The sequence below is a fragment of the Herbiconiux sp. A18JL235 genome (assembly GCF_040939305.1).
GTDB lineage: Bacteria > Actinomycetota > Actinomycetes > Actinomycetales > Microbacteriaceae > Herbiconiux.
In genome coordinates this window covers 632,858-659,598 of record NZ_CP162511.1, presented here as the reverse complement: position 1 = coordinate 659,598, position 26,741 = coordinate 632,858, and the positions used below count along the sequence as shown (strand labels likewise).

Here is a 26,741-nt window from a genome sequence, read left to right as displayed (position 1 = left end):
ATCATGACCACGAACAAGCTCGGCGTGCACGCCCTCGTCTTCTCCGGCGGCACCACGCCCGCCGAGGTCGAGTACATCATCGCCCAGACCAAGGCCGCCGGGTTCGACCTGCTCGAGCTCTCGCTGCACGACGCCGCGAACCTCGACGTTCCCGCCGCCCGCGCCGCCCTCGACGCGGCGGGCCTCGGCATCGTCACCTCGCGCGGGCTCGCCTTCGAGGCCGACGTGTCGAGCGACGACCCCGAGGTGGTGGCGCGCGGCGCCAAGCTGCTGCACGACTCGCTGCAGATCACCCACGGTCTCGGCGGCACCCACTTCACCGGGGCGCTCTACAGCGCGCTCGGCAAGTACGGTCACGCGCTCTCGGCCGCGGGCCGGGCGAACGTCGTGGCGACGCTGAAAGACCTCGCCGTCGAGGCGCAGGGACTCGGCATGACCCTCGGGCTCGAGATCTGCAACCGGTACGAGACCAACGTCATCAACACGGCGGCGGATGCGCTGCGACTGGCCGACGACATCGGTCACGACAACGTGCTCATCCACCTCGACACGTACCACATGAACATCGAGGAGGACGACCTGGTGCGCCCGGTGCACCTCGTGGGCGACCGCCTCGGCTATGTGCACATCGGCGAGAACCACCGCGGCTACCTCGGCTCGGGGCACCTCGACTTCGGCGCCTTCTTCCACGCCCTCGCCGACATCTCCTACGACGGGCCGATCACCTTTGAGTCGTTCTCGTCGGCCGTCGTGTCGCCCACGCTCTCGAACGACCTCGCGATCTGGCGCAACCTGTGGAACGATGGTCCGGCTCTGGCGGCGCACTCGCACCGCTACCTGACGAACATCATCGAGGGAACCCGTGTCGCACTCTGACCCCACGCTGCCCGCTGCATCCGTCGCGCCTGCCGAGATCGCGGGGCTCGACGAGCTGGCGCGTCGCGCGCTCGCCCTGGTCACCCCGGGTTCGCGCGCCATCCTGGGCATCGCGGGCAGCCCCGGCGCGGGCAAGACGACGCTGGCGAGCCGGCTCGCGGCGCGCGTGAACGAGCTGAACGAGGCGGCGGGCGGTGCCGGAGCACCGTTCGCGGCCCACGTTCCTATGGACGGCTACCACCTCGCCGAGTCGACCCTGAAGCGCCTCGGCCGCATCGACCGCAAGGGCGCCATCGACACCTTCGACGGCTGGGGGTTCCTGGCCCTGCTCGGCCGGCTGAAGGCCGAGACCGATCACACGGTGTACGCGCCGAGCTTCGACCGCGCCATCGAGGAGCCCATCGCCGGCGAGATGGCCGTCGAGCCCGAGACGCAGCTCGTGATCGTCGAGGGCAACTACCTGCTCGTCGACGACGGCCCGTGGTCGGGTGTGAAGGCGCTGCTGTCGGAGTCGTGGTTCTGCGAGACCCCCGACGAGGTGCGCGTGTCGCGCCTCGTGGTGCGGCACGAGATCGGCGGCCGCTCGCACGAGGCCGCGCTGGCCTGGGCCGAGACCGTCGACGGCAAGAACGCCATCCTCATCGAGTCGACAGCGCCGCGCGCCGATCTCGTGGTGTCGGGCGTGACGGGAGCCGTCGTCTCGGGCGCGTGACGCCGGGTACGCGCTGGCGGGAGCACTCCGCCGGGGACGCTCCGTCGAGGGCGCTCCATCGGGGCAGAATGGCCCCATGGATCACGCTGACGCCCGACAGACCGTCTTCGCCGGAGGCTCGTACTTCACCGCGGGGATGACCCGGAGCGTCGACGGCGCTGTGCTGGTGCGCGAGGGCCGCATCCTCGCCGTGGGCTCGTCGGCCGAGGTGGAGGCGGCAGCACTCGCCGCCACCGCCGACGGGCCCGCGCCCTCCCGCGGCGAGACCCGGCGCGTCGACCTCGCCGGCGGTCTCGTCGTTCCGGGCTTCCAGGACTCGCACGTGCATCCGGCACCCGCGGGGCTCGAGATGCTGCAGTGCGACCTCAGCGCGGCCGAGTCGGCCGACGAGGCACTGGCCATCGTGCGGCGCTACGCCGCCGAGACCCCGGGCGAGTGGCTGTTCGGGGGCGGGTGGAGCATGGACCACTTCGCCGGCGGCACCCCCGACCGCCGTCTGCTCGACGAGGTGACGGCGGGCCGGCCGGCGTACTTCATGAGCCGCGACCACCACAGCGCCTGGGTGAACACGGCGGCGCTCGAACGGGCGGGAATCACCGCAGCGACCCCCGACCCCGCCGACGGGAAATTCGAGCGCGACCCCGACGGCACCCCGAGCGGCACCGTGCACGAGGGCGCCCTCACCCTGTTCGAGACGGTCAAGCCGCTGCCCGACGCCGACCTCGCCTACCGGGGCCTGCTGGCCGCGCAAGACCACCTGCTCTCCCTCGGCATCACCGGCTGGCAGGACGCCCTGGTCGGAGAGGGGCTCGGCTTCGGCGATGCCCTCCCTCTCTACCTCAGGGGCGTCGACGAGGGTCGGCTGCGCGCCCGGGTGACCGGAGCGCTGTGGTGGAACCGCGACGCCGGCCTCGAGCAGCTCGACTCCCTCATGGAGCGACGGCGGCGCGCCGCGGCGCTCGGCCGGCCCGAGCTGTTCGCGGCCGACACGGTGAAGATGATGCTCGACGGCATCGTCGAGAACCACACGGCGTCGATCCACGGACGGTATGCGGTGCCCGGGCTCGCGCCCGAGGTGGCGTCGGGGCTCGACTTCGTATCGCCCCCGCACCTCGCGGAGTACGTCGCGGCGCTCGATGCTGAGGCCTTCTCGGTGCACTTCCACGCCCTGGGCGACCGGGCCGTCAGTCAGGCCCTGGATGCGCTGGCGGGGCTGGCGAGGTCGGCCCGGGCCGCGGGGGCCGACGCCCCGTCGCTCCGGCCGCCGCGCCGGCACCAGCTGGCCCACCTGCAGATGGTGGCCGACGCCGACATCGCACGGTTCGCATCCGTCGGCGCCATCGCGAACCTGCAGGCGTTCTGGGCGCGCACCGACGACCAGCTGCGCGACCTCTGCCTGCCCATCCTCCCTGCGGGGGCGCGGGAGCGGTCGTACCCGTTCGGCAGAATCGCGCGGGCCGGTGCCGCCCTGGCGTTCGGCAGCGACTGGCCCGTGTCGAGCGCGTATCCGCTCGACGCCGTTCAGGTCGCCGTGACACGCACGGGTTTCGGAGCCGAGCCCGAACCGCTCGGCGGCGACCGCGACAAGCTCGATCTGGCCACGGCTCTCGCCGGGTACACCGCGGGCAGCGCGCACGCCAACGGGCGGGGCGACACCACCGGCCGTCTGGCACCCGGCCACCTCGCCGACCTCGCGGTGCTCGACCGCGACCCGTTCGACTCAGGGCCCGAGCGCATCGCGGAGGCCCGAGTGGTGTCGACGTGGATCGGCGGGGTGCGCGTGCACTGAGCTCGCGCGGCCGGGTCACACCGGCTGGTGCCGGGCGGCGAGGCGCTGGGCGCCGAGCACGGTGAGCAGGGCGAGCTTGTCGGCGCTCGGAGTGCCCGGGGTGGCGGTGAACACGAGCAGCGATTGCCACTGGTCGGGGTCGAGCACCACCTGGCAGTGCAGCGACAGCTCGCCCACCTCGGGATGCACGAAGCGCTTCTCATCGGTGTACCGCAGGCCCACACCGCCGAGCTCCCACATCGCCCTGAACTCCGCGCTCTCGTCGAGCAGCCGGTCGACGAGAGCGGCGACCTCCGATCCCGGGCCGGCCTGGGCTGCCGCGGCGCGCAACTGCGCGGCACGCACCCTGCTGTGGTGCTCGTGGTCGTCAGCGGGGTAGATGGAGCGTGAGGAGGGGTCGGTGAACCACCGGTAGTAGCCGCTCCTGGCGGCGCCCGTGTGCTTGGTCTGCTCGCCGAGCAACGCGACGGCGGAGTCGGTCTGCACGAGCGTGTCGCCGAGCGCTCCGAGAATCTCGGCCGGCGTGTCGGCGAGGCGGTCGAGAATGCGCATGAGCCCCGGGCTCACATGGTCGCTCGAGAGCGCGCGCCCGGGCGGCCGGTGGCCGGCGAGGAGGAAGAGATGGTCTCGTTCGGCGAGCGTGAGCCGCAGCCCGCGCGCGAGCGCCGCCACCATCTGCTCGCTGGGCTGCAGTCCCGAACCGCGTTCGAGGCGCGCCAGGTAGTCGGCCGACATGCCCGAGAGCTCGGCGACCTCTTCGCGCCGAAGCCCGCTGGTGCGGCGTCGCGGGCCGCGGCGAAGGCCCACGTCTTCGGGCTGGAGGGCTGCCCGGCGAGTGCGTACGAAGTCTCCGAATGCGGCGGTGTCCACTCCTCCACCTTGACCCCTCGAGCGCGACTTATCCACTGATCGTCGATCAGCGGATGCCCCTGTCCTGGTTCGGCTGGAAGATCGGAGGTGTACTCGAATCACGGATGCTCCACCGCGTCCGTGAGAGATCAGAAAGCGAGAGCCGTGAACATCCAAGGACACACGATCTTCATCCCCGGTGCGACCTCGGGCATCGGCCTGGGGCTCGCCCAGCGGCTGCAGGCAGCGGGCAACACCGTCATCGTGGGCGGGCGCCGCACCGAGCTGCTCGCCGAGATCGTCGAGCAGAACCCGGGGCTCGAGGCGCAGCTCATCGACACCACCGACCCCGACTCCATCGACCAGGCCTTCCGCGCGGTCACGTCGGCACATCCCGAGCTCGACGTGCTCGTGGCGATGGCGGGAATCATGCAGCCCGAGAACCTGCGCGACCCCGGCTTCCTCGAGGTCGCCGAGCGTACGGTCGCGACGAACCTGCTCGGCCCGATCAGGCTCGTCGCTGCCTTCCTCCCGCACCTGCTCGAGCAGCCCTCGGCGGCGGTGCTCACGGTGTCGTCTGGCCTCGCATTCGTGCCGCTGCCCGCCACACCCACCTACAGCGCCACGAAGGCGGCGATCCATTCCTTCACCGACTCGATGCGGGTGCAGCTCGCCGGCACGTCGGTGCAGGTGATCGAGCTCGCTCCCCCGGCCACCCAGACCACCCTCATGAACCTCAAAGACAACCCGCATGCCATGCCGCTCGACGACTACCTCGACGAGACGATGCACCTGCTCGAGACGCAGCCCGAGGCGCAGCAGATCCTCGTCGAACGCGTGAAGCGCCAACGCTTCGCCGAGGCGGAGGGCCGCTACGCCGAGGTGCTCGAGGCGCAGAGCGGCCGCGCCAACTGACCTCCGCTCCGGCGGAGCTCCCGCGTGGTCGTCAGGGTGCAGCTGAGCGGTGTCGGGCCGGGCGAGGGCGGGCCGCAGGCCGGCGTCGTAGAGTCGAGGCATGTCGCAGCGAGGGTTCGAGGTGAGGCGCACCACCGAGGACGACTGGGCCGAGGTGCGGGCGTTGCGGCTCGAGATGCTCACCGACACCCCGCTCGCCTACCTCGAGACCCTCGAGCACGCGCACCGCCGTTCGGAGGCCGAGTGGCGGGCGTGGGCGCGCGAGGGCTCGTCGGCATCGTCGATCACGGTTGCCGCCATCGCCGACGACGGCCGCTGGGTCGGCACGATGCTGTCGAAGGTTCCCGTCGGCTCGCCGGGCGCGTTCCTCTACGGCGTCTACGTGGCGCCGAGCCACCGCGGGCGTGCGGCCGGGGTCACCGATGCCCTGCTCGACGAGATCGAGGCCTGGGCAGCCGGGCGCGGCGACACCCTCAGCCTCGAGGTGCACGAGCACAACGCCCGCGCCATCGCCGCCTACCGCGCCCGCGGCTTCACCGAGACCGGCACCACCCGCCCCTACCCCCTCGACCGCACCACCCGTGAACTCGAGATGCGCAAGCACCTCACCTCACCAGCCCGCTGACAGCCCCGAGTTCTCCACCCCTCCCGCCGACCGACACGCTGACGCCACGCTCCGGCGCGAAGGTCGGAGAGTCCGCCCGGCCGGACAATGACCACCGTGACCCCCAGCCGCGACCTCAGGGCGGCAGTCAAGCCGTGGTCGAGCAAGCCGTGGTCGAGCGATCGCGCACGACCCGCTCAGTAGCGGATGGCGTCGATCACCTTGACCCGCACGGCGACGAGCGCAGGCAGCAGCCCCGCCAATGCGCCGACGGCGGTGGCGGCGATGAGTCCGAGCACGGCGGCGTCGACCGGGAACGGCGGGAAGTCGGTCACCATCCCCTGCCCGACGAAGTCGTGCATCATGGGCGACTGCACGATGAGCACGGCGGCGACCACCCCGGCGGCTCCCGCCGCGACGGTGGCGACGACGCTCTCCATCATCACGGCGAAGAACACGCGCCCCGCGGTGGCGCCGAAGCTGCGCCTGATGCCGATCTCCCGCACCCGCTGCTTCACGGTCACGAGCGCGATGTTCACGAGCCCGAGCGCGCCGAGCAGCAGCACCAGCACTGCGATCCCCCCGACGATGAGCTTCGTCACGAGGAACGGGTCGTCGCCGTACTGCGCGTAGTCCTGCCGGTTCACGTCGACCTGCACCCCCTCCCCCAGCGCCGCGCTGAAGTCGCGCTTCACGAGCGAGGTGAGCTGATCGGAGATCTCGGGCGGCACCCACATCTCGTACTGCGTCTGACCACCACCGCCGAACGGGTCGGACGACGCGCCTCCTCCGGACGGGTCGGCCGCCTGGATCGCCTGCAGCTGATCGGCGAGCATGTACATCGACGGCTCGGTCTCCCACGTGGCCACCGGGTACACGCCGACGACGACGGCCTTGGTGCCTTTGTCACCGCCGAGCATGACGGTCGGATGCGTGCTGAGGTCGGGCCGGCCCAGCCTGTCCCAGAAGATCTCGTTCACCACCAGCGCGGGGGCGAGCCGTTCGGTGTCGGCAGCGGTGAACCACGACCCCTCCGTGATGCGCACCCGGTGCATCTCGCCGTAGGGCTGGTCGACCGCCTGGGCGCCCACCTGCACGCCTCCCGTCACGAACGGCACCAGCTGGCTCGTCTGCATCACCCGGCTGGCGTAGTCGACCTTGTAGCGCGAGATCGTCTCCGCCCAGGTCGCGTCCATCGTCTCGGCGTCGATCTGGCTGCCGTCGTCGGTGTACGCGTACACGTAGAGGGTCGCGGGTCGCCCGCTCGACCGCTCGCTCAGCTCCTCGTTGGCCTGCTGCACGATGGCGCCGAGCGCCACGACCGTGGTGAGCGAGCAGACCGCGACAGCGACCCCGATGAGCGAGAGCAGCACCCGGGTGCGGTGCACCCTGAGCTCCTGCCACGCCTCGAGCACCGCGCCCACGAGGCTCGTCAGCGCGCGCTTCATGCAGCGCCCCCTGCGACAGCCGACGGATGCGCTTCAAGGGCCCCGGCATCCGTCACCCCCGCCCGGGTGAGCACCCCGCGGTCGAGCAGGTAGTGGTCGCGCGAGCGCTCGGCGATCGCGGGGTCGTGGGTGATGACCACGAGTGCCGCACCGGTGCTGGTGGCCACCTCGTCGATGAGCTCCATGACGCTCTGCCCGGTGTCGAGGTCGAGCGCGCCGGTCGGTTCGTCGGCGAGGATGAGGCTCGGCCCGCGCACGAGCGACCTGGCGATCGCAACGCGCTGCTGCTCACCTCCTGACAGCCGGTCGGGCATGCTGTCGAGCCGGTGCCCGAGACCGACCTGCTCGAGCATCTCGGCGGCGAGCGCCTTGCGGCGCCAGAACTGTCGTCCTTCGGCATAGTGCAGGGGCATCGCCACGTTCTCGAGCGCGGTGCGCCCTGCAAGCAGGTTGAACTGCTGGAAGACGAAGCCGATGCGGGCTCCGCGCACGCGGTCGCGCGCGGCGCCCGAGTACGACTTCACGGGCTTGCCGTCGAACTCGAGGGTGCCGCTCGTGGGGATGTCGAGCAGGCCCATCAGGTTGAGCAACGTCGACTTGCCCGAACCCGATCGGCCGACGATCGAGATGCGGTCGCCGGGTTCGACGGTGAGGGTCACCCCGTTGAGGATGGTGAGTGCCGGCTGATCGGGCGGCAGCACCGTTCTGGTCACCTCGTCGAGTCGCAGCAGGCTCACGAGATCGAGCCGCACATCATGCTGCCGTCGGGCATCGCGGTGCAGTCGCCCATGTCGCCGCCGCCCGGTACGGCCATGGCACCCGGGGCGAACTCGAGGATCTCCTCACCCTCGCTCAGCCCGCCGGTGACCTCGACCTGGGTGCCGTCGCTCAGCCCCAGTCCGATTGAGCGTTCTTCCGTCGCGCCGTCGGCGGTCGTCACCCACACCGTTCCCGTCTGGGCGGCGCCGCGCACGGCGGTGGTGGGCACGACGAGCACGTTCTCGGCTTTGCCGCCCGCGATGGTCATCTCGGCGGCAAGGCCGGGGAAGACGGTGACGTCACCGGGAATGGCGCAGCTCACGGTGGTTCCGCCGCTGCCGCCGCCCGTGCCCCCTCCGCCCGCGCCGCCTCCGGTGCCGCCCGTCCCACCGCCGGTGCCGCCGTCGCCGCCCTCGCCCGCCCCGGCCAGCGGGGTGGTGATGCGCAGGTCGCCGCAGGTGAACGGTGCGGGCCCACCCGTGATGGCGATGCTCGCCTCGGTGGGCCGGTCGAGCAGGCGGTACTGCTGAGCGGGCTGGAGGCTTCCCGACACCGAGAAGCTGGGCGGCGCGATCTGACCCGCCACCATGCCGATCGTCACGTCCTGCCCTTCGATGACGCCGAGGGAGCTCAGGGTTCCGGATGCTGCTGCCGTCACCTCCACGTAGGTGAAGATCGCGGGCAGCGGCTTGCCCTCGGCGTCGACGCTCTCGGAGGGGTCGCGCACGATCGGCACCTTCACGTCGAACACCGTGTCGCCGGCGGCGACCTGGGCGCCCTGGGCCACGAAGATCTCGTCGACCGTGCCGGCCGCCGTCGACTTGAGCGGCACGGCGGGGTCGGCCGAGACGGTCGCCTGCACGACGACGTCGTTCGTGATCGACCCGAGGGCGACGACGGTGTGGGGCTCGACGATCTCGCCGGTGGGGACGGCGGGGTTCGCCTCGGTCGCCTGGTCGGGGAAGAAGGCCAGCTTGCCGAGCGCGACGGCGATGGCGGCGATCAAGACGATCCTGAGGATCGGGAAGACCCAGCGACGCGCGATACCCACAGACACTCTCCAGACTGCTCGACGACAGTCGTCGAGCGCACGCAGCCACCCTAGGGGATGGGTGTGACGGCCGGATGTCCGGCACGTCAAAGCTGTCCTTCGGTACGAGAGGAACGGCACCCAGGTACCAGGCTCCCGCCGCGCTCTGCTGTTGCCGGCTCTCCCGTAGGCTGGGCCGAATGGGCGCAAGGAGCAGGCGCACCCCCGTGGTGGCCATCGGTTCGCTCGTCGCGGCGACCCTGTTCTGGGCCGGCAACTACGTGGTGGGGGCCGCCGCGGTGGCGGAGCTCGACCCGGTGAGCCTCGTGCTGCTGCGCTGGGCGTTCGCCGCGCTGCCCCTCGTGCTGCTGGCCCAGTTCATCGAGCGGCCCCGCTGGCGCGAGGTGCTGAGGGCCTGGCCGTGGCTCGTGGCACTCGGCGCAACCGGCCTGCTCGGCTACACCCTGCTGCTCTACTCGGCGTTGCAGTTCACCGACCCGTTCAGCGCCTCGCTCATCAACGCCTTCAATCCTGCGATGATCAGCCTCGCCGCCGTGGTCGTGCTGCGACAGCGGCTCTCGGCGACTGCGATCGTCGGCATCGTCGTGGCGCTCGTCGGGGTGCTCATCGTCATCAGCCGGGGTTCTCCCGCGGCACTGTTCACGGGCGGATTCGGACTCGGCGACGTGCTGATGCTCTGCGCCATCCTCAGCTGGACCGCCTACACCGTGCTCGGCCGGAAGGCCCCCGCCCTGCCGCCGATCGCCTCCACGGCGGCGCAGGCGGTCATCGCGACGCTCGTGCTCGCCCCCGTCTCGTTCCTCACGGGTGGCCCCGCCCTGCCGCAGAGCACCACCGTGTGGGGCGCCCTCGCCTTCATCGTCGTGTTCCCCTCGGTGCTGTCCTACCTGCTCTGGAACCGGGCCCTCGACGTCATCCCGCCCGCACGAGCCGGCGTGTTCCTCAACCTCATCACCGTCTTCACAGCGGTGCTCACCCTGCTTCTCGGGCATCCCTTCAGCCTCGCGCAGATCGTCGGCGGACTGATCGTCGTGGGCGGCATCGCCCTTGCCAACGCCGCCGCGTTCCGACCCCGGCCGACCCCCAGCGCGTTCGGAGGTCAGCCGGGCACCGGTGGGTAGTAACGTCGAAGGATGGCACGGTTCAGCAGGAAGCCCACACCCGCGGCGCCCGACGCCGAAGGTGCCGTGGCCTCGCGTCGCGCCTTCCTCAAGGCGGCGGCGATGGGCGCGGCAGGCGCAGCGGCGGGAGGCGTCGCCGGTGCTGCCATCGGTGCGGGCGTCTACGCCGAGGAGTCGTCGCTCGACTTCGCCGCCGAGCAGAAGGAGACGAAACCCGGCTTCGACCATCTGGTCGTGCTGATGTACGAGAACCGCTCCTTCGACAACGTGCTCGGCTGGCTCTACAAAGACGAGGAGCTGAAGAAGGGCCAGAGCTTCGAGGGCCTCCACCAGGGCGATCATTCGAACCCGGTGCCGGGCACCGACGAGGTGATCAAGGCCCACGCCTACAGCGGGTCGACCGACGAGATCATGTCGAGCCCCGATCCCGATCCGGGCGAGGAGTACCCGCACGTCAACACCCAGCTGTTCCAGAAGGTCGACCCCGAGCAGAACCGCGACCTTCACGCGAACGGCCTGCAGTATCCGTACAACGCGCCCGGCCCGAACGCGCAGCCCACCATGAAGGGCTTCGTCGAGGACTACATCATCAACTACCGGCACATCACGAAAGACCGCAAGGAGCCGACGCGCAAGGAGTACGAGGTCGCCATGGGCGGCTTCACGCCCGAGATGCTGCCGGTGTTCAGCACCCTCGCGAAGAACTTCGCGGTGTTCGACCACTGGTTCAGCGCCGTGCCCTCGCAGACCTTCTGCAACCGGCTGTTCTTCCACGCCTCCACCTCGCACGGCTTCGTCACGAACAAAGGCGACGGCGGGTACCGCAAGTGGCTCGACGTGCCGCCCGAGGAGTCGACGACGATCTTCAACCGCCTCGAGGAGGCGGGTCTTTCGTGGCGGGTCTACTACGACGCGGCGCAGCTGGTGTCGATGACCGGCGTGCTCCACGCGCCCGCCCTGCAGCCCTACTGGAAGTCGAACTTCCGCGTCATGGAGCAGTTCTACGACGACGTCGAGAACGGCGACCTCCCCGACTACGCGTTCATCGAGCCGCGCATGATCTACAACCACAACGACATGCATCCGCCGCACGGGGTGCTGCGCGAGAGCGACGACCCGTCGGGTGCCGGCGACGTCATCGACGGGGCGGTGTCGGATGCGCGGGCGGCCGATGCGCTCTTGCACGCGGTCTACTCGGCGATCAGGCGCAGCGACAGCCCGTCGGGCTCGAACGCGATGAACACGATGCTGTTCGTCACCTTCGACGAGCACGGCGGCACCTTCGACCACGTGCCGCCGCCGGCCGCGATTCCGCCGCGCACCGGCGACGCGGGCGAGATGGGCTTCACCTTCGACCGGTTCGGCTGCCGGGTGCCCGCTATCGCCATCTCGGCGTACACCGCGGAGAACACGATCGTGAACGAGCAGATGGACCACGGCTCGGTCATCGCCACGCTGAGCAAGCGGCACGGCCTCAAGCCCCTCACCCGGCGCGACAAGGAGTCGCGTGACATGTTCGGTGCGATCACGCTCGACAAGCCCCGGCCGGTGAGCGACTGGCCGCAGACGCTGCCGCAGTACACGCCGCCGAATCCCGAGGTGAGCTTCGACGACACCTCCGACGCCGAGCGGGTGAAGCCCATCAGCAATCCGGCCAAGGGCCTGCTCGGTCTCCTCATCGCGAAATACGGCGTGCCGGGCGAGACCGAGCCCTCCACCTACGCCGAGGCGTACGCCGCACTCATGCAGACGCAGGACGAGAACGGTCAGTTGTTCGGAACCCTCGACTCGGTCGACGGCACACCGACCCCACCACCCACGCCCGCACCGTCACGATAAGGTCGATCGTCGCTATAAGATGGCGCAATGAACGACGTAAGTGGGGCCCGTGACGCAGGAAACCCGGCCAACACCAGCGATCTGTTCCAGATCATGCGTGACGGGCAGGCGCGCACGCGCTCCGAGCTGTCGGCCCTCACCGGCCTCGCCCGTTCCACCGTCGCCCTGCGGGTCGACGCACTGATGAAGCTCGGCCTCCTCCGCCCCGTGAACGACGCCATCTCCACCGGTGGACGGCCGTCGACCCAGTTCGCACTCAACTCGACCGGCCACAGCGTGCTCGCCGTCGACGTGGGAGCCTCGCACGTGCGGGTGGCGACCACCGACCTCGGCGGAGCGGTTATCGCCGAGGAGCTCGAAGAGCTCGACATCGCCAGCGGCCCGACGGTGGTGCTCGACCGCGTCAGGGCGATCGGCTCCGCCCTCGTCGAGTCGACCTCCGCCTCGGCGGGTCACCTGCTCGCGGTCGGGGTCGGCCTCCCGGGCCCGGTCGAGCACGCGACGGGGCGCCCCATCAACCCGCCGATCATGCCCGGTTGGGACAGGTACGACGTCGCCGGGTCGTTGGGCGAGCACTTCGGGGTGCCGGTGCTCGTCGACAACGACGTGAACATCATGGCGCTCGGCGAGCGCGAGCTCGCCTGGCCCGAGGTCGACGACCTCATGTTCGTGAAGGTCGCGACGGGAGTCGGCGCCGGGGTCATCTCGGGCGGGAGCCTGCAGCGCGGCGCCCAGGGCACCGCGGGCGACCTCGGGCACGTCTACGTCTCGCGCGGCGCCGAGATCTTCTGCCGCTGCGGCAACCGGGGCTGCCTCGAGGCCGTCGCCTCGGGCTCCGCCGTCGCCCGTGCGCTCAGCAGTGCCGAGCGCAGCGTGCGCTCGAGCGCCGACGTGGTGGAGCTGGTGCGACGGGGCGACATCGAGGCGATCCAGGCGGTGCGCCAGGCGGGGCGCGACCTGGGCGAGGTGCTGACCACCTGCGTGAGCCTGATGAACCCGTCGACGATCGTCATCGGCGGCAGCCTCTCCGCGGCGGGCGAGTTCCTCATCGCCGGGGTACGCGAGGCCATCTACACGCGCGCGATGCCGTTCGCCACGCAGCACCTCGAGATCACCCGGTCGCGCATCGGCGCCGACGCCGCCATCGCGGGGGCCGCGGTGCTCGCCATCCAGTACGCCCTCTCGGCCGAGCGGGTCGAGGCGATGGTGGGCTCGCTCAACGATCGCTGATACGGTCGCTGCCGGGCTCAGCGGGCGCCGACCGGGAGCACGGCGCCGAGCAGCGCCGCGCCGTCAGACCTCAGCGCGTGCTGAACGCCGCGTCGAAGGCCGCCGCAGGGGCGTCGAACGCGAGCCGGCGCACGAACCCGAGCGCCTCGGGTGCACCGACCAGCCGATCCATCCCCGCATCCTCCCACTCCACCGAGATGGGTCCGTCGTAGCCGATGGCGTTGAGCGCCCGGAAGCTCTTCTCCCACGGCACGTCGCCGTGCCCGGTCGAGACGAAGTCCCACCCGCGGCGCAGGTCCGCCCACGCCAGGTGCGACCCCAGCCGCCCGTTGCGCCCGTTGCCGACGTTCAGCTTCACGTCCTTGCAGTCGACGTGGTAGATGCGGTCGCTGAACTCGAGCAGGAACGACACCGGGTCGAGCTCCTGCCAGACGAAGTGCGAGGGGTCCCAGTTGAGGCCGAACGCCTCGCGGTGGCCGATGGCCTCGAGGGTGCGCACCGTCGTCCAGTAGTCGTAGGCGATCTCGGAGGGGTGCACCTCGTGTGCGAACCGCACGCCCACCTCGTCGAAGACGTCGAGGATGGGGTTCCATCGGTCGGCGAAGTCCTGGTAGCCCGCGTCGACGAGCTCCTGCGACACCGGCGGGAACATCGCCACGTACTTCCAGATGCTCGAGCCGGTGAAGCCGACGACGGTCTTCACCCCGAGCGCCGCGGCGAGCCGCGCGGTGTGCTTCATCTCCTCGGCGGCGCGCTGCCGCACTCCCTCGGCGTCACCGTCGCCCCACACCCGGTCGGAGAGGATGCCGCGGTGGCGCTCATCGATCGGGTCGTCGCAGACGGCCTGGCCCTTCAGGTGGTTCGAGATGGCCCAGACCTTCAGCCCGTACCGGTCGAGCAGATCGAGCTTGCCCTGCGCGTAGCCCGGCTCGTCCCACCGCCAGGGGTCGAGGTGGTCTCCCCAGCAGGCGATCTCGAGGCCGTCGTAGCCCCACTCCGAGGCCAGTCGTGCGACCTCTTCGAAGGGCAGGTCGGCCCATTGCCCCGTGAACAGGGTCACCGGTCGTGTCACAGTGCCATCTCCTTCTCGTCGATCTCGGTCCAGGCGCTCCGTTCGGCGGAGCTGCGTTCCACGGCCTCGAGCACGCGCTGCACCCGCAGCCCGTCACCGAAGTCGGGGCTCGGGTTCTCGCCAGAGGCTAGCGCGATCACGAGGTCGCGCACCTGGTGCGAGAAGCCGTGCTCGTAGCCGAGGCCGTGGCCCGCCGGCCACCAGGCGTCGATGTACGGATGCTCGGGCTCGGTCACGATGATCTTCGAGAACCCCTGCACGGCCGGGTCGAGGGTCGCGTCGTAGAACCGCAGGGAATTGAGGTCTTCGAGATCGAACGAGAGGGCGCCCTCAGACCCCGAGATCTCGAAGCGGAGGGCGTTCTTGCGCCCGGTGCTCATGCGCGTGGCCTCGAAGGCGCCGAGCACACCGTCGTCGAAGCGCGCCGAGAAGACGGCCCGGTCGTCGACGGTCACCGCTGCGGTGCCCGCGTCGCCGCCGCTCCCCGACGACGACAGGCCGCGCCCGTCGCCCGAGAGCGGACGCTCGGCCACGAGGGTCTCGAGGGTGCCGCTGACCGAGGTGATCGACCGGCCGGTGACGAACTGTGCGAGGTCGATGGCGTGGGCGCCGATGTCGCCGAGCGCCCCCGACCCGGCGAGCTGCTTGTCGAGCCGCCAGGTGAAGGGCGAGAGCGGGTCGACGAGCCAGTCCTGCAGGTACGACACCGAGAGCTGACGGATGACGCCCAGCCGGCCGGCGGCCACGAGCTCGCGGGCGAGGGCGACGGCGGGAACGCGGCGGTAGGTGAAGCCGACCATGGCCCGCACCCCCGTCACCGCCGCCTCCTCGGCGGCCCGTGCCATGGCCTCGGCCTCGGCGGTCGTATTGGCGAGGGGCTTCTCGCAGAGCACGTGCTTGCCCGCCTCGAGGGCAGCGATCGCGATCTGGGCGTGCAAGTCGCCCGGAGTGACGATGTCGACGAGGTCGATGTCGTCGCGCTGCACCGCCGCCCGCCAATCGTCGCTCGACTCGCTCCATCCCCAGCGCTCCGCAGCGTCCGCCGCACGACCGGCGTCACGACCGACGAGGAGTGTCATCTCGGGTGCGAGCGGGAGATCGAAGAAGCGGGGGGCGGTGCGCCAGCCCTGGGAGTGGGCGGCGCCCATGAAGCCGTTGCCGATCATGGCGACACGGAGTGGTGCGGTGGGAGACACGGGGCTGATCTTTCTGTCGACGGGACGAGGTGGTGGGTTCCGGGCGGGCGCACCCGCCCGGAACCACTCAGGACTCGAAGGCGGTCGGCAGGTAGATGTCGACGTTCTCCTTCGTGACGACCGGGGCGTCGAGCTGCACGACCCGCGGCACCGACGACTCGACCAGGTCGCCCAGGCCTTCGCCCTTCACCAGGAGCCGAGCCAGCGCGATGCCGTCGGCGGCCTGGGTGGAGGGGTAGATGACGGTGGCCTTCAGAACGGTGTCGTCGGCCTGGATGCTGCGCATGACGTTCGCCGAGCCGGCACCGCCGACCATGAAGAACTCGTCGCGCCCTGCCGCGTCGATGGCGGCCAGCACGCCGACACCCTGGTCGTCGTCGTGGTTCCAGATGGCGTCGATCTTCGGGGCGGCGGAGAGCAGCTGCGACGCGGCGGCCTCGCCGCCCTGCACGGTGAAGTCGGCGGCGACGCGGTTGGTCACCTCGAGGCCGCAGTCGTCGAGGGCGTCGGCGAAGCCCTGGCTGCGGTCTTGCGTGAGCGGGAGGCTGTCGATGCCGGCGATCTCGGCGATCACCGCATCCTTCGTGTCACCCAGCTGCTCGCAGATGTAGGTGCCGGCGCTCACACCCATGCCGTAGTTGTCTCCCAGCACGGTGGTGCGGGCGGCGAAGGTGCTCGAGAACTCGCGGTCGACATTGATGACGGGGATGCCCGCCTCCATGGCGCGCGTCGCCACATCGGTGAGTGCGGCGCCGTCGGTGGGGAGCAGCACGATGGCGTCGACGCCGTCGTTGATGAAGGTCTCGACCTGGCTGATCTGCAGGTTGGCGTCGTTCGTGCCCTCGGCGACGATGAGGTCGACCTCGGGGTACTTCTCGGCCTCGGCGATCGCCGCGGTATTGATGGCGCCGAGCCAGCCGTGGTCGGCGGCGGGGCCGGAGAAACCGATGGTGATGGTGCCGTCGGAAGCACCCGAGCCGCCTGAACTCGACTCGCTGCCGCCCGAGGTCGCTGCGGGAGCCGCGGGTTCGGGCGAGCTCGAACCCGGCGTGCAGGCGGTCATGAGAGCGAGTGTTGCCGCCGCGCCCCCGGCGGCGAGGATGAATCGCTTCGTGTGCGAGCTTCGCATGGTGTTCCTCCTGGTCGGTGCTGCTGCTGCGGGAGTCAGCTGAGACCGCTGCAGAGACCCAGGGGTGCATCCGCTCGTCCGCGCTGACAATCGAAACAGTAGCAGAAGTAGTTCGATGTGGATCAACTTATTTTTGTCAATCGACGTAAGTGGAATCGAAGGCCGTCTGTTATGTTGATGCCGTGATCAAAGTCGACCATGAATTGTCATTACTCGAGGTGAGGGGTCTCGAGAAGTCGTTCGCGGGCGTGCGCGCCCTGCGCGGCGTCGACCTCGAGGTGCGGCCCGGAGAAGTGCATTGCGTGCTCGGCCAGAACGGCGCAGGCAAGTCCACGCTCATCAAGACCCTCGCAGGCATCCACCAGCCCGACGGCGGAGAGATCTTCTGGAACGGTCAGCCCATCGCGCTCGCCGACCCCGTCACCGCCATCCGCACCGGAATAGCGACCATGTACCAGGAGCTCGACGTCGTCGACGGGCTCTCCGTGGCCGAGAACATCTTCCTCGGCCACGAGCACGCGACAGCCGGCGTCACCCGTCGTCGCACCACGGCGAAGGATGCGGCGGCGCTCATGCAGCGGCTCGGCCATCCCGGCATCGCTCCCGGGCGCGAGGTCGGCACCCTCTCGGCGGCCAACAAGCAGATCGTGAGCATGGCCCGCGCCCTCTCGCACGACGCGAAGCTCATCATCATGGACGAACCCTCCGCCGTGCTCGACTCCGAAGAGGTGGAGAACCTCTTCCGGGTGGTCGGCGAGCTCACCTCGGCGGGCATCGCCGTCATCTACATCTCCCACCGCCTCGAGGAGATCCGCCGCATCGGCGACCGCATCACCGTCATCAAAGACGGGGCGACCGTCGCGACGAACCTGCCGGTGGCCGAGACGCCCACGAGCGAGCTCATCCGGCTCATGACGGGCCGCTCGCTCGAGAACGTCTTCCCCGACCGTGTTCCCCTCGCCGCCGACGCCCCGGTCGTGCTCACCGTCGAGGGCCTCGGCCTCGACGGGGTCTTCGACGGCGTCGACTTCACCGTGCGCGCCGGCGAGATCGTCGGGCTGGCCGGCCTCGTCGGCTCCGGCCGCTCCGAGATCGTCGAGACCCTCTACGGCGCGCGCAAGAGCAGTCGCGGCCGGGTGTCGGTCGACGGCAAGGCGCTGCCCGCCGGCTCGGTGCGGGCCGGCGTGCACGCGGGCATGGGGCTCTCGCCCGAGGAACGCAAGAGCCAGGGACTCATCCTCGACGAACCGGTCTACCGCAACGTCACCCTGGCGAGCTTCGGGCGCTGGGCGCGCGGTGGCGTGCTGCGCGAACGCGCCGAGCGCGAGGTGGCGCGCGCGCAGCTCGAGGCGCTCGAGCTGCGGCCCGCCGACCCCGACCGGCCCGCGCGCACGCTCTCGGGCGGCAACCAGCAGAAGATCCTGCTCGCCCGCTGGCTCGTGCACGGCACGCGCGTGCTCCTCCTCGACGAGCCCACCCGCGGCGTCGACGTCGGCGCCCGCGCCGAGATCTACTCCCTCATCCGCGCCCTTGCCGCCCAGGGCACCGCCATCGTCGTCATCTCCAGCGAGATCGACGAGGTGATCGGACTCTCCGACCGCGTGCTCGTCGTCGCCGACGGCCGCATCATCGCCGAGAGCCCCGCCGACTCCATCGACGAGCACCGGGTGCTCGACCTCGTCATGAAAGGAAGTGCCGCATGAGCACCCAGACCGCCGCACCGCACACCGAGGGCGCCCGCTCCACCCTCAACCGCGTGCTGGGAGGCTCGGCCGGGCGCAGCCTCGGGCTCGTCATCGCCCTGCTCGTGCTGTTCGCCGTGGGAACCATCACGGCCGGCGACCGCTTCGCGAGCTGGGAGAACATCCTCACCATCGTGAGGTTCGCCTCGATCATCGGCGTCATCAGCATCGGCATGACCTTCGTCATCACCGCCGGCGGCATCGACCTCTCGGTGGGCTCGGTGATGGGCCTCGCGACCGTCGTCGCCACGCTCTCCTGGGTGCAGCAGTTCGCCTCGTCGACGAACTGGATCGTGATGGTCGTCGTCGCCCTCGCCGTCGGCGGCGCGGCGGGCCTCATCAACGGCATCGTCATCGCCTACGGCAACGTCGTCGCCTTCATGGCGACCCTCGCCATGCTCGTCGCCGCGCGCGGCCTCGCCGAGGTGCTGGCGAACCGCACCACCCAGATCGTCATCGAGCCGGGCTTCCTCTCCGCCATGCGAGGCGAGTTCATCGGCGTGCCGGTACTCATCTGGATCTTCGTGCTCGTCGTCGTCGCCGGCTGGTTCCTGCTCAACCGCACCACCTTCGGCCGGCGCACGGTCGCCATCGGGGGCAACCTCGAAGCCGCCCGCCTGGCCGGCATCAAGGTGAAGCGCCACCTCATGTACGTGTACATCCTGTCGGGACTCACCGCCGGCATCGCCGCCGTCATGATGCTCGCGCGCACCACAGCGGGCACCTCGACGCACGGCACGCTCTACGAGCTCGACGCCATCGCCGCCGTGGTGGTGGGTGGCACGCTGCTCATCGGCGGGCGCGGCACCATCATGGGCACCGTGCTCGGCGTGCTCATCTTCTCGACGCTCACCAACGTGTTCACGCAGAACAACCTGTCGACCTCGGTGCAGGCGATCGCCAAGGGCGTCATCATCGTCATCGCGGTGATGCTGCAGCAGCGCTTCGCGAACCGCGCGAAGCGCTGAGGCCCGGACAGAAACACGAAGACGCCGGATGCGCGTGGGAGTTTCCACGCGCATCCGGCGTCTTCGTCGTCGTGAGGGCTCAGGCGCCGACGAGCCGCTCGGCGAGGTAGCCGGTGAGGCGGTCGAGCGAGATGCGCTCCTGGCCCATGGTGTCGCGCTCGCGCACGGTGACGGCGTTGTCGTCGAGGGAGTCGAAGTCGACGGTGATGCAGAACGGGGTGCCCACCTCGTCTTGACGACGGTAGCGGCGGCCGATGGCGCCGGCGTCGTCGAAGTCGACGTTCCAGTTCTTGCGCAGGTCGGCGGCCAGGGTGCGCGCGAGCGGCGAGAGCGCCTCATTGCGCGACAACGGCAGCACCGCGGCCTTCACCGGCGCGAGGCGCGGGTCGAGCTTCAGCACGGTGCGCTTGTCGACACCGCCCTTCGTGTTGGGCGCCTCGTCTTCGTGGTACGCGTCGACGAGGAACGCCATGAGCGACCGGGTGAGGCCGGCGGCCGGCTCGATGACGTACGGCGTCCACCGCTCGCCCGTGGTCTGGTCGAAGTACGACAAGTCGGTGCCCGAGGCCTTGGAGTGCGTCGCGAGGTCGAAGTCGGTGCGGTTGGCCACACCCTCGAGCTCACCGAAGGCGCTGCCGGTGAAGCCGAACTTGTACTCGATGTCGACGGTGCGCTTGGAGTAGTGCGACAGCTTCTCCTGCGGGTGCTCGAACAGGCGCAGGTTCTCGGGGTCGATGCCGAGGTCGGTGTACCACTGGAAGCGCTGGTCGATCCAGTACTGGTGCCATTCCTCGTCTTCACCCGGCTTCACGAAGAACTCCATCTCCATCTGCTCGAACTCGCGGGTGCGGAAGATGAAGTTGCCCGGCGTGATCTCGTTGCGGAAGCTCTTGCCGATCTGCCCGATGCCGAACGGGGGCTTCTGACGGCTGGAGTTCAGCACCGCATTGAAGTCGACGAAGATGCCCTGCGCCGTCTCGGGGCGGAGGTAGGCCATCCCCGACTCGTCGTCGACGGCACCGAGGTAGGTCTTCATGAGGCCGGAGAAGTTCTTCGGCTCGGTCCACGAGCCGGGCTGACCGGTGTCGGGGTCGCGGATGTCGGCGAGCCCGTTCACGGGCGGGTGACCGTGCTTCTCCTCGTAGGCCTCGAGCAGGTGGTCGGCGCGGTAGCGCTTGTGGGTGTGCAGCGACTCCACCAGCGGGTCGGTGAACACCTCGACGTGACCCGAGGCCTCCCACACGGCGCGGGGCAGGATGACGGCGGAGTCGAGGCCCACGACGTTGTCGCGGCCCTGCACCATGAACTTCCACCACTGGCGCTTGATGTTCTCCTTGAGCTCGACGCCGAGGGGCCCGTAGTCCCACGCGGAGCGGGTGCCGCCGTAGATCTCTCCCGTCGGGAACACGAAGCCTCGGCGCTTGGCGAGGGCGATGACGGAATCGAGACGGGATGCAGGCATGTAGTGGCTCCGATTTGTCTCCGCGCGGCCGGCTGCTCGCGCTGGATCAGCGACAATTCTACTGGGAGCGACCGGCCGCCCCGACGACCGAGGAGGGCGAGATGGGAGACGCGCTGCTCCACCTCCGTATCGTCGACGGCCCCTTCCTCTGGGGCACCTACGTGCTCGCCGGAGCCGTCTTCCTCTTCCTGCTGCTCCGGCGGCCGACACGGGGCTGGGTCGTCACCGCCGCATCCGCCCTGCTCGGCGGCACCCTCGCGTCGCTCGCCGCCACCTTCGTGGTGCAGGACGTGCTCGACCTGTTCAACTCGCCGATGACGCTCACGGCGCGGCTGTGGATCGTCGCGGCCGGAGCATCCATCGCCCTCGCCGTCGTGAATCTCTGGCGCTCGCGGTGGTGGCGCAAGGCGATCGCGGTATGGGCGATCGCCCTGTTCGCGTGGACGGCGACGCTCGGCGTCTCGGCCGACTTCGGCATCTTGAAGAACCTCGGCGACCTGCTCGACATCGAGGTGGAGCAGCCGATCGACCTCGCCTCGCTCGCGCCGCACTCGGTGAACCCCGACGGCCCGTTCACCGAGTGGTGGAGCGCTCCCGTCTCGATGCCGACGGAGAGCACGCACGGCACGGTCGCGATCCCGGCGAGCGACCCCGACTTCCACCCGCGCGACGCCGTCGTGTACCTGCCGCCCGCTGCGCGGCTGGCTGATGCACCGGCTCTGCCCGTTGTCGTCTTCTTGAGCGGGCAGCCGGGAGCCCCCGACGTCGCCGACATCGGCGAGGTGCTCGACGACTTCGCCGCGGAGCACGACGGGCTCGCCCCGATCGTGGTGTCGATCGATCACCTCGGCGGCGACGGCGGCAACAACCCGCTGTGCGTCGACGGCTACCAAGGCGACGCCTTCAGCTACGTGAACGTCGACGCCCCCGCGTTCATCGAGTCGCACTTCAACGTGCTGCCAGGGCGCGAGAACTGGACCATCGCCGGGTTCTCGAACGGCGGCGAGTGCGCCATCGCCTCGGCGGCGGCGAACCCCGAGACCTGGGGTGGCGTGATCGACATCTCGGGGGAGCTCGAGCCCGACCTGGGCAGTGAGCGGGAGACCCTCGAAGAGGGCTTCGGCGGCGACCAGCAGGCCTACGACGCAGCGAAGCCGGTGACGATCCTGGCGGCGGGTGCCGCCGACCCCGCGACGGCAGCGCTCTACGCCGGCACGCTCGCGGTGTTCGCCGACGGGTCGGAGGACGAGCCCTACCTCACCGCCACCCACACGCTGTTCGCGGCGGCGGGCGAGGCCGGCATGCGCTCGAACCTCGTCATCTCCGAGGGCACCGGGCACGAGTCGGCGACCATCGAGTACGCCTTCGAGCACGCCTTCGAACTCTTCTACCCGCGCTGGGGCTTCGCGCCCTGAGAATGGATCCCGCGTGCCCCGATCTGGGGGCGGGGCACAGCACGGACCGCCGCTAGTGTCGGATTACCCGACCCCCCGAAGGATTCCCGTGCCCGGACTGTCTCGGCGCCAGTTCATCGCCGCCGTCGGCGCGCTCGCCGCGGCGAGCGCCATCCCGCGTGAACTGCTCGGCCCGGCGCTGGCGGGCGAGGCCTCGCCCTTCGGCGCAGGCGTCACCGCGCAGCATCCGCTCGCCTCCGCCGCGGTAGTCGACCCCGCCGCCGCCGCGGCCACGGCCCCGAACACCCTGCAGCAGACCATCCTGCAGGGGGCGGTTCAGAAGGGTTCGTACCGCACACTGGTCACCGGCCCGGGCGAGCCCTACCTGACCCGCCTCGACGTGCTCGGCCGGGCACCGGATGCGGGCAGGGCGGCGGCACGGCGTTCACTGCTCTATCTCGGCCACCTCTCCGACATGCACGTCATCGACGCCCAGTCGCCCGGGCGCATCGAGCCGATGATCGTGCAGGACCACTCCGCCTGGGGCTCGGCGTTCCACCCGCAAGACCCGCTCAGCCCGCACGTCACCGCCTCGACCGTGAAGTCGATCTCCGACCTGCGCTTCAGCCCGCTGACGGGGGCGCCCATGGGCGCCGTCATCGTCACCGGTGACAGCGCCGACATGCACTCCCACCGCGAACTGCGCTGGTACATCGACCTGCTCGACGGGCTCTCGGTCGACCCCAGGACGAGCAGCATCTTCGAGGGGGTGCAGGCCTGGGCCGAAGCCGTCTGGGCCTATCGGCCGGGCGACCCGGCGGGTGGGTCGTTCGGCGACTACGGCTTCCCGACCCTGCCCGAGCTGCTCGACCAGTCGATCGCCCAGCCGGTGCCCTCGGCCGGCCTCCCGGCGCCTTGGTACACGGTCTACGGCAACCATGAGACGCTGCTGCTCGGCACCTTCGGCCTCGACTCGCAACTGCGCGACCTCGCCGTCGGCGGTCAGAAGTCGTACACGCTCGAGGGCACCGCGAGCGCCGCCGTCGCCGGCTACGCCGCCCAGACCGGGGCCGCTCAGCGTGCCCTCGACGCCCTGGGGCTCGCGCTCGGGCTGCGCCCGGGGTTCAAGAGCGTTCCCGCCGACGCCTCGCGCGCCCTTTTCAGCCAGCAGGAGTTCATGCGGGAGCACTTCGAGACCGAGACGGCCCCCGGGCCGGTGGGCCACGGCTTCACCGATCACAACCTCGCGAGCGGCGAGACCTGGTGGAAGGCCGATCTGAGCCCGACCGTGCGCGCCTTCGGCCTCGACACCTGCAACCAGGTGGCCGGGCCCGACGGGGCGGTGCCCGACGACCAGCTTCGCTGGCTGCGCGGCGAGCTCGAGACGGCGACCGCCGAGAACAAGCTGGCCCTGGTGTTCAGTCACCACAACAGCGACACCCTCGAGAACCGGGCCCAGCGTCCGGGTCAGCACGAGGTGCTGCACGGCGCGGAGGTGTTCGTGGCGATGCTGCTGGAGTTCCCGGTCGTGGTCGGGTGGCTGAACGGGCACACCCATCTCAACCAGATCCTCGCCCATCGCGCGCCTGGCGGGGGGCGGGTTCTGGGAGATCACCACCGCATCCTGCATCGACTTCCCGCAGCAGCAGCAGGTGGTGGAGCTCGTCGACAACCGCGACGGCACGCTCTCGATATTCACCACCGTGGTCGACCACGCGGCGGATGCGGTTCCCGGCGCATCGGGGTCGTACCTCGACCTGGCCTCCCGCAGTCGCGAGCTCGCGTCGAACGACTGGGCCGAGACACCGCTCATGCGGCGAGGCTCGCCGCTCGACCGCAACACCGAGCTTCTGCTGCCCGCGCCGTTCGATCTCGGCAGCATCAGCGACGCGCAGCTGGAGCTGCAGCATCTGGTGGAGCGCACGCGCATCCTGCAGCACGAGACGCGGCTCGCCCAGGCGGAGGGGCGCTCGTGAGCGCGGGCGCCGCGGGCGTGGAGGTCGCAGGCGGGGCCGTCGCGGGCGGGGAGGTCTCGGGCGGGGCCGTCGCGGGCGGGGTCGCCGTGAGCGGGGCCATCGTGAGCGGGGCCATCGTGTGCGGGGCCATCGTGAGCGGGGCCGTCGTGAGGCGGGCCGTCGTGAGGCGGTCGGTCTTGGGCGGGGCTGGCGTCGGTGGGGTCGCCCGAGTCGCTGCGGCCGGGGCAGCGGGGGTGCTCGCGGTGGCGGCCCTCACCGGGTGCTCGCAGCTCGCCGCCCTCGCGCCGGTCGGCGGCGATCAGCTCGCCGAGGTGCGCTTCGCGGCGGTCGACGTTCTGCTCGAGAACGACGTCGACGTGCTCGAGGCACCAGTGTGCTCGCTCGACGGAACGGCGATCTCCTGCACGGGCAGCACCGTCGGCGGCGGGGCGATCGAGGTCACTTCGAGCACCTCCCTTAGCGCCGAGCTCACGGTGCTCGTCGGCGGCGATCAGCTCTTCTCGGGCCCGTTGCAGTCGGTGCTCGACAAGGCGGCCCGGCCATGACGGGGGCGCTCGGCGAGTGGGGGCCGGGCGAGTCGACGCCCGGCGCGACGGCGCACGACGGGTCGACGCCCGGCGGCCCGGCGGAGGGCGAGTGGGGGCCCGGCGGGTGGGGCACGCTGTGGCGGGCCGGCGGGTGGCTGGCGTCGGTGGTGGTCGTGCATGCGGCGGTGCAGGCGGCACTGGTCGCGCTCTCCCCACCCCTCGCCCTCTCGACGGTGGGCGTGCTGCTGGCGGCGGCGTCGGCCGTGGCGCTGCTGGTCGCGACCGGCGCACTGTGGTCGCTCGCGCGCCGAGTGCACCCCGGGGTGTCGCCGAGGCGCACACTCGGGTGGGTCGTCGTCACCGGGATCGTCGGCGCCCTCGCCGCCGTCGTCTCCCCCTACCTCGTGCCGGTCGTCGCCGCCCTCGGGTGTCCCTTCATCGCCGCGGGAAGCCCGCGCGGCGTCGCGCGCCTCGCGCGAGCCCACCCCGTGCGGATCATCGCGCTCCTCGTCGTGACCGCCGTGGTCGTGGTCGGGGCGTTCCTGCTCTCGCTGCTGCTCGGTCTGTTCGTGACCGGCTGGCCCGCCGCGGCAGGCACCTGGCTGGGCGCGGGCGTCGCTGCGGCGGTGCTCGTCTGCCAGTGGGTGGCGCTGGCGCGCCGCCCGGCCAAGCCCGAACGCGCCGACCGGGGGTGATTTCTCCGCAGCCTTCGCGAGCACCGGCCGTGCGCCCGGGTGACAGAATCGAGGAGGAGGGGTGCGCATGACCGGGCAGGGCGATCGGGGAGCCGAACGCGAGGTCGAGCGCTGGCTGCGGCGCGAAGGACTCCCCGCGTTCGTGCGACGCGAGTCACGGGGTGACCTGCTGCTGGCGCGCACCCTACCGTTCCTGGTCTTCCTGCTCATCACCTCGGTGGTGACCTCGGGGCTCGTCCGGGGCCGCATCACCCTCGAGGTGAACAGCACTCCCCTCGGGATCGCGCTCGGCCTCCTCGTCCTGTTCGCCGCACTGGTGGCGCTCGCCCTCCCCATCGTGGTCGGCGCGCTCACGGCCCGACTGCTGCACCGCTCCCCCGGCGCCGCCGTGCCGATCGCGGTGGCGGCCGGTGCGCTCTACCTCGTCGCGGTGCCGATCGCCGTGGCCGTGTGGCAGTCGCCCACGGCGGGCGCGGCGACGGCGGCCTCGCACATCGCCCTCACCGCGCTCAGCCTCGCGCTCACCTGGCTCGGTGCCGGCTCGCTCGTCGCCTCGGCCCTGACCACCGCATGGAGGCAGACAGCGGCCGTGGGTCTCCTGGTGACACGGGCCCTGCCCATCCTCATGCTCGTCATCGTCTTCGCGTTCTTCTCCCGGCCGGTGTGGGAGGTGACGAGCACCATGTCGGCGGAGCGCCTCCTCGCGGTCGCGGTGTTCTTCGGCCTGCTCGGACTGCTCTTCGTCGTGCCGATCAGCCGCAGCGAGATGCGCGAACTCGAGAACGCGCCGAGCGAAACGGATGCACCGGGCCACACGGATGCATCGGCCGGCACTCCACCCACCGGCGCGCCCCCGCTCTCCCGCGGGGAGCGCCTCAACCTGCAGGCAGGGCTCGTGGTGGCCCTGGTGCTGCAGACCGTGCTGTTCTCGGTGATCGTGTGCCTCATCCTGCTGCTGCTCGGCGTGCTCGCGCTGTCGGAGGAGGTGCTTCACGAGTGGGTGGGCGACCGGCTCGTCTTCGTGCGGATCGTAGGCATCGAGGTTCCGTTCACCTGGGCACTCGTGAAGACGGCGGTGTTCCTCAGCTGCATCTCGTCGCTCAACTTCCTGGTGTCGGCGACGACCAATACGAGCTACCGCGAGGCCTTCTTCCATCCGATGGTCGATGGCGCCCGCACTGCGCTCGGCGTGCGGGCGGCGTACCGCGCCGGACGAACGGATGTCGCGCTGCCGCGCCGCGTCGTGACCCCGCCGGGGCGCAGGCGACCCGGGCACTCCGGCCGGCCGGCCGACGAGCAGCCCGACGCCGAACCGGGCATGGTGGAACCCGGCGCGGGCAGCGCGGGTTGACGAGGCACATGATGACGATGACGATGCACACGACGA

22 protein-coding genes are annotated in these 26,741 nt (G+C 70.7%); 14 read left to right on the top strand and 8 right to left on the bottom strand.

The window, feature by feature from the left end:
- The first annotated feature begins 3 nt into the window (after positions 1–3).
- The 3 genes from ABFY20_RS03010 to ABFY20_RS03000 all read left to right on the top strand — a co-directional run bounded on the left by ABFY20_RS03010 (position 4) and on the right by ABFY20_RS03000 (position 3,377).
- Positions 4–876, top strand: a complete 873-nt coding sequence (locus ABFY20_RS03010; RefSeq protein WP_368498475.1) for a sugar phosphate isomerase/epimerase family protein — start codon at positions 4–6, stop codon at positions 874–876.
- Positions 863–1,588, top strand: a complete 726-nt coding sequence (locus tag ABFY20_RS03005) for a nucleoside/nucleotide kinase family protein (RefSeq protein ID WP_368498474.1) — start codon at positions 863–865, stop codon at positions 1,586–1,588. Before ABFY20_RS03010 ends, ABFY20_RS03005 begins: the two co-directional genes overlap by 14 nt.
- A 76-nt stretch (positions 1,589–1,664) precedes the next feature.
- Entirely contained in the window at positions 1,665–3,377 is a 1,713-nt protein-coding gene (locus ABFY20_RS03000) for an amidohydrolase (protein ID WP_368498473.1), read from the top strand.
- 15 nt (positions 3,378–3,392) lie between these two features.
- Here ABFY20_RS03000 and ABFY20_RS02995 read toward each other — a convergent pair whose 3' ends face one another.
- The gene (locus ABFY20_RS02995; RefSeq protein WP_368498472.1) at positions 3,393–4,247 is read right to left on the bottom strand and encodes a helix-turn-helix transcriptional regulator; all 855 of its coding nucleotides are present in this window, start codon (positions 4,245–4,247) and stop codon (positions 3,393–3,395) included.
- 144 nt (positions 4,248–4,391) lie between these two features.
- On the opposite strand from ABFY20_RS02995, the gene ABFY20_RS02990 reads away from it, so the two are divergent.
- Together ABFY20_RS02990 and ABFY20_RS02985 are read left to right on the top strand one after the other, a co-directional pair.
- Entirely contained in the window at positions 4,392–5,141 is a 750-nt protein-coding gene (locus tag ABFY20_RS02990; protein WP_368498471.1) for an SDR family oxidoreductase, read from the top strand.
- Between the two features lie 100 nt (positions 5,142–5,241).
- Entirely contained in the window at positions 5,242–5,766 is a 525-nt protein-coding gene (locus tag ABFY20_RS02985) for a GNAT family N-acetyltransferase (RefSeq protein WP_368498470.1), read from the top strand.
- Between the two features lie 176 nt (positions 5,767–5,942).
- Here ABFY20_RS02985 and ABFY20_RS02980 read toward each other — a convergent pair whose 3' ends face one another.
- Genes ABFY20_RS02980 through ABFY20_RS02970 form a run of 3 tightly spaced genes read right to left on the bottom strand, consistent with a single transcriptional unit; the run spans position 5,943 to position 9,003 of the window.
- The gene (locus ABFY20_RS02980) at positions 5,943–7,193 is read right to left on the bottom strand and encodes an ABC transporter permease (RefSeq protein ID WP_368498469.1); all 1,251 of its coding nucleotides are present in this window, start codon (positions 7,191–7,193) and stop codon (positions 5,943–5,945) included.
- Positions 7,190–7,930 carry an ABC transporter ATP-binding protein gene (locus ABFY20_RS02975; protein ID WP_368498468.1) on the bottom strand — a complete coding sequence of 247 codons (741 nt, stop codon included), beginning with the start codon at positions 7,928–7,930 and terminating at the stop codon, positions 7,190–7,192. Before ABFY20_RS02975 ends, ABFY20_RS02980 begins: the two co-directional genes overlap by 4 nt.
- Positions 7,927–9,003 carry a hypothetical protein gene (locus tag ABFY20_RS02970; protein WP_368498467.1) on the bottom strand — a complete coding sequence of 359 codons (1,077 nt, stop codon included), beginning with the start codon at positions 9,001–9,003 and terminating at the stop codon, positions 7,927–7,929. Before ABFY20_RS02970 ends, ABFY20_RS02975 begins: the two co-directional genes overlap by 4 nt.
- A gap of 179 nt (positions 9,004–9,182) precedes the next feature.
- Here ABFY20_RS02970 and ABFY20_RS02965 point away from each other — a divergent pair, with 179 nt between their 5' ends.
- Genes ABFY20_RS02965 through ABFY20_RS02955 form a run of 3 tightly spaced genes read left to right on the top strand, consistent with a single transcriptional unit; the run spans position 9,183 to position 13,193 of the window.
- Positions 9,183–10,124, top strand: coding sequence for a DMT family transporter (locus ABFY20_RS02965; protein ID WP_368498466.1), 942 nt, complete (start codon positions 9,183–9,185; stop codon positions 10,122–10,124).
- A gap of 12 nt (positions 10,125–10,136) precedes the next feature.
- Positions 10,137–11,963, top strand: a complete 1,827-nt coding sequence (locus tag ABFY20_RS02960; RefSeq protein ID WP_368498465.1) for an alkaline phosphatase family protein — start codon at positions 10,137–10,139, stop codon at positions 11,961–11,963.
- Positions 11,964–11,990: 27 nt separating this feature from the next.
- Positions 11,991–13,193: an ROK family protein gene (locus ABFY20_RS02955; RefSeq protein ID WP_368498464.1), complete on the top strand. Its 1,203-nt coding sequence runs from the start codon at positions 11,991–11,993 to the stop codon at positions 13,191–13,193.
- A 70-nt stretch (positions 13,194–13,263) separates the two neighbouring features.
- Here the strand turns inward: ABFY20_RS02955 and ABFY20_RS02950 are convergent, their stop codons facing one another.
- From ABFY20_RS02950 to ABFY20_RS02940, 3 genes are all read right to left on the bottom strand, one after another.
- Complete coding sequence (locus ABFY20_RS02950) at positions 13,264–14,265, bottom strand: sugar phosphate isomerase/epimerase family protein (protein ID WP_368498463.1); 1,002 nt, start codon at positions 14,263–14,265, stop codon at positions 13,264–13,266.
- Positions 14,262–15,431, bottom strand: a complete 1,170-nt coding sequence (locus tag ABFY20_RS02945) for a Gfo/Idh/MocA family protein (RefSeq protein WP_368499853.1) — start codon at positions 15,429–15,431, stop codon at positions 14,262–14,264. Before ABFY20_RS02945 ends, ABFY20_RS02950 begins: the two co-directional genes overlap by 4 nt.
- 97 nt (positions 15,432–15,528) lie before the next feature.
- Positions 15,529–16,590: a substrate-binding domain-containing protein gene (locus ABFY20_RS02940; protein ID WP_368498462.1), complete on the bottom strand. Its 1,062-nt coding sequence runs from the start codon at positions 16,588–16,590 to the stop codon at positions 15,529–15,531.
- Positions 16,591–16,772: 182 nt separating this feature from the next.
- Between ABFY20_RS02940 and ABFY20_RS02935 the strand changes: the two genes are divergently transcribed.
- Positions 16,773–18,293 carry a sugar ABC transporter ATP-binding protein gene (locus tag ABFY20_RS02935; RefSeq protein ID WP_368498461.1) on the top strand — a complete coding sequence of 507 codons (1,521 nt, stop codon included), beginning with the start codon at positions 16,773–16,775 and terminating at the stop codon, positions 18,291–18,293.
- Positions 18,290–19,300 (top strand): ABC transporter permease, encoded by a 1,011-nt coding sequence (locus ABFY20_RS02930; protein WP_368498460.1) that lies wholly within the window; start codon positions 18,290–18,292, stop codon positions 19,298–19,300. The genes ABFY20_RS02935 and ABFY20_RS02930 overlap by 4 nt, the downstream gene beginning before the upstream one ends.
- A gap of 79 nt (positions 19,301–19,379) precedes the next feature.
- On the opposite strand, the gene ABFY20_RS02925 is transcribed toward ABFY20_RS02930, so the two are convergent.
- Complete coding sequence (locus ABFY20_RS02925) at positions 19,380–20,762, bottom strand: glycine--tRNA ligase (protein ID WP_368498459.1); 1,383 nt, start codon at positions 20,760–20,762, stop codon at positions 19,380–19,382.
- Between the two features lie 101 nt (positions 20,763–20,863).
- Here ABFY20_RS02925 and ABFY20_RS02920 point away from each other — a divergent pair, with 101 nt between their 5' ends.
- From ABFY20_RS02920 to ABFY20_RS02905, 4 genes are all read left to right on the top strand, one after another.
- The gene (locus tag ABFY20_RS02920) at positions 20,864–22,177 is read left to right on the top strand and encodes an alpha/beta hydrolase (protein WP_368498458.1); all 1,314 of its coding nucleotides are present in this window, start codon (positions 20,864–20,866) and stop codon (positions 22,175–22,177) included.
- A gap of 88 nt (positions 22,178–22,265) precedes the next feature.
- Positions 22,266–24,677 (top strand): hypothetical protein, encoded by a 2,412-nt coding sequence (locus tag ABFY20_RS02915; RefSeq protein WP_368498457.1) that lies wholly within the window; start codon positions 22,266–22,268, stop codon positions 24,675–24,677.
- Positions 24,674–25,354, top strand: a complete 681-nt coding sequence (locus tag ABFY20_RS02910) for a hypothetical protein (RefSeq protein WP_368498456.1) — start codon at positions 24,674–24,676, stop codon at positions 25,352–25,354. The genes ABFY20_RS02915 and ABFY20_RS02910 overlap by 4 nt, the downstream gene beginning before the upstream one ends.
- A 67-nt stretch (positions 25,355–25,421) precedes the next feature.
- Complete coding sequence (locus ABFY20_RS02905; RefSeq protein ID WP_368498455.1) at positions 25,422–26,705, top strand: hypothetical protein; 1,284 nt, start codon at positions 25,422–25,424, stop codon at positions 26,703–26,705.
- Positions 26,706–26,741 lie beyond the last annotated feature (36 nt).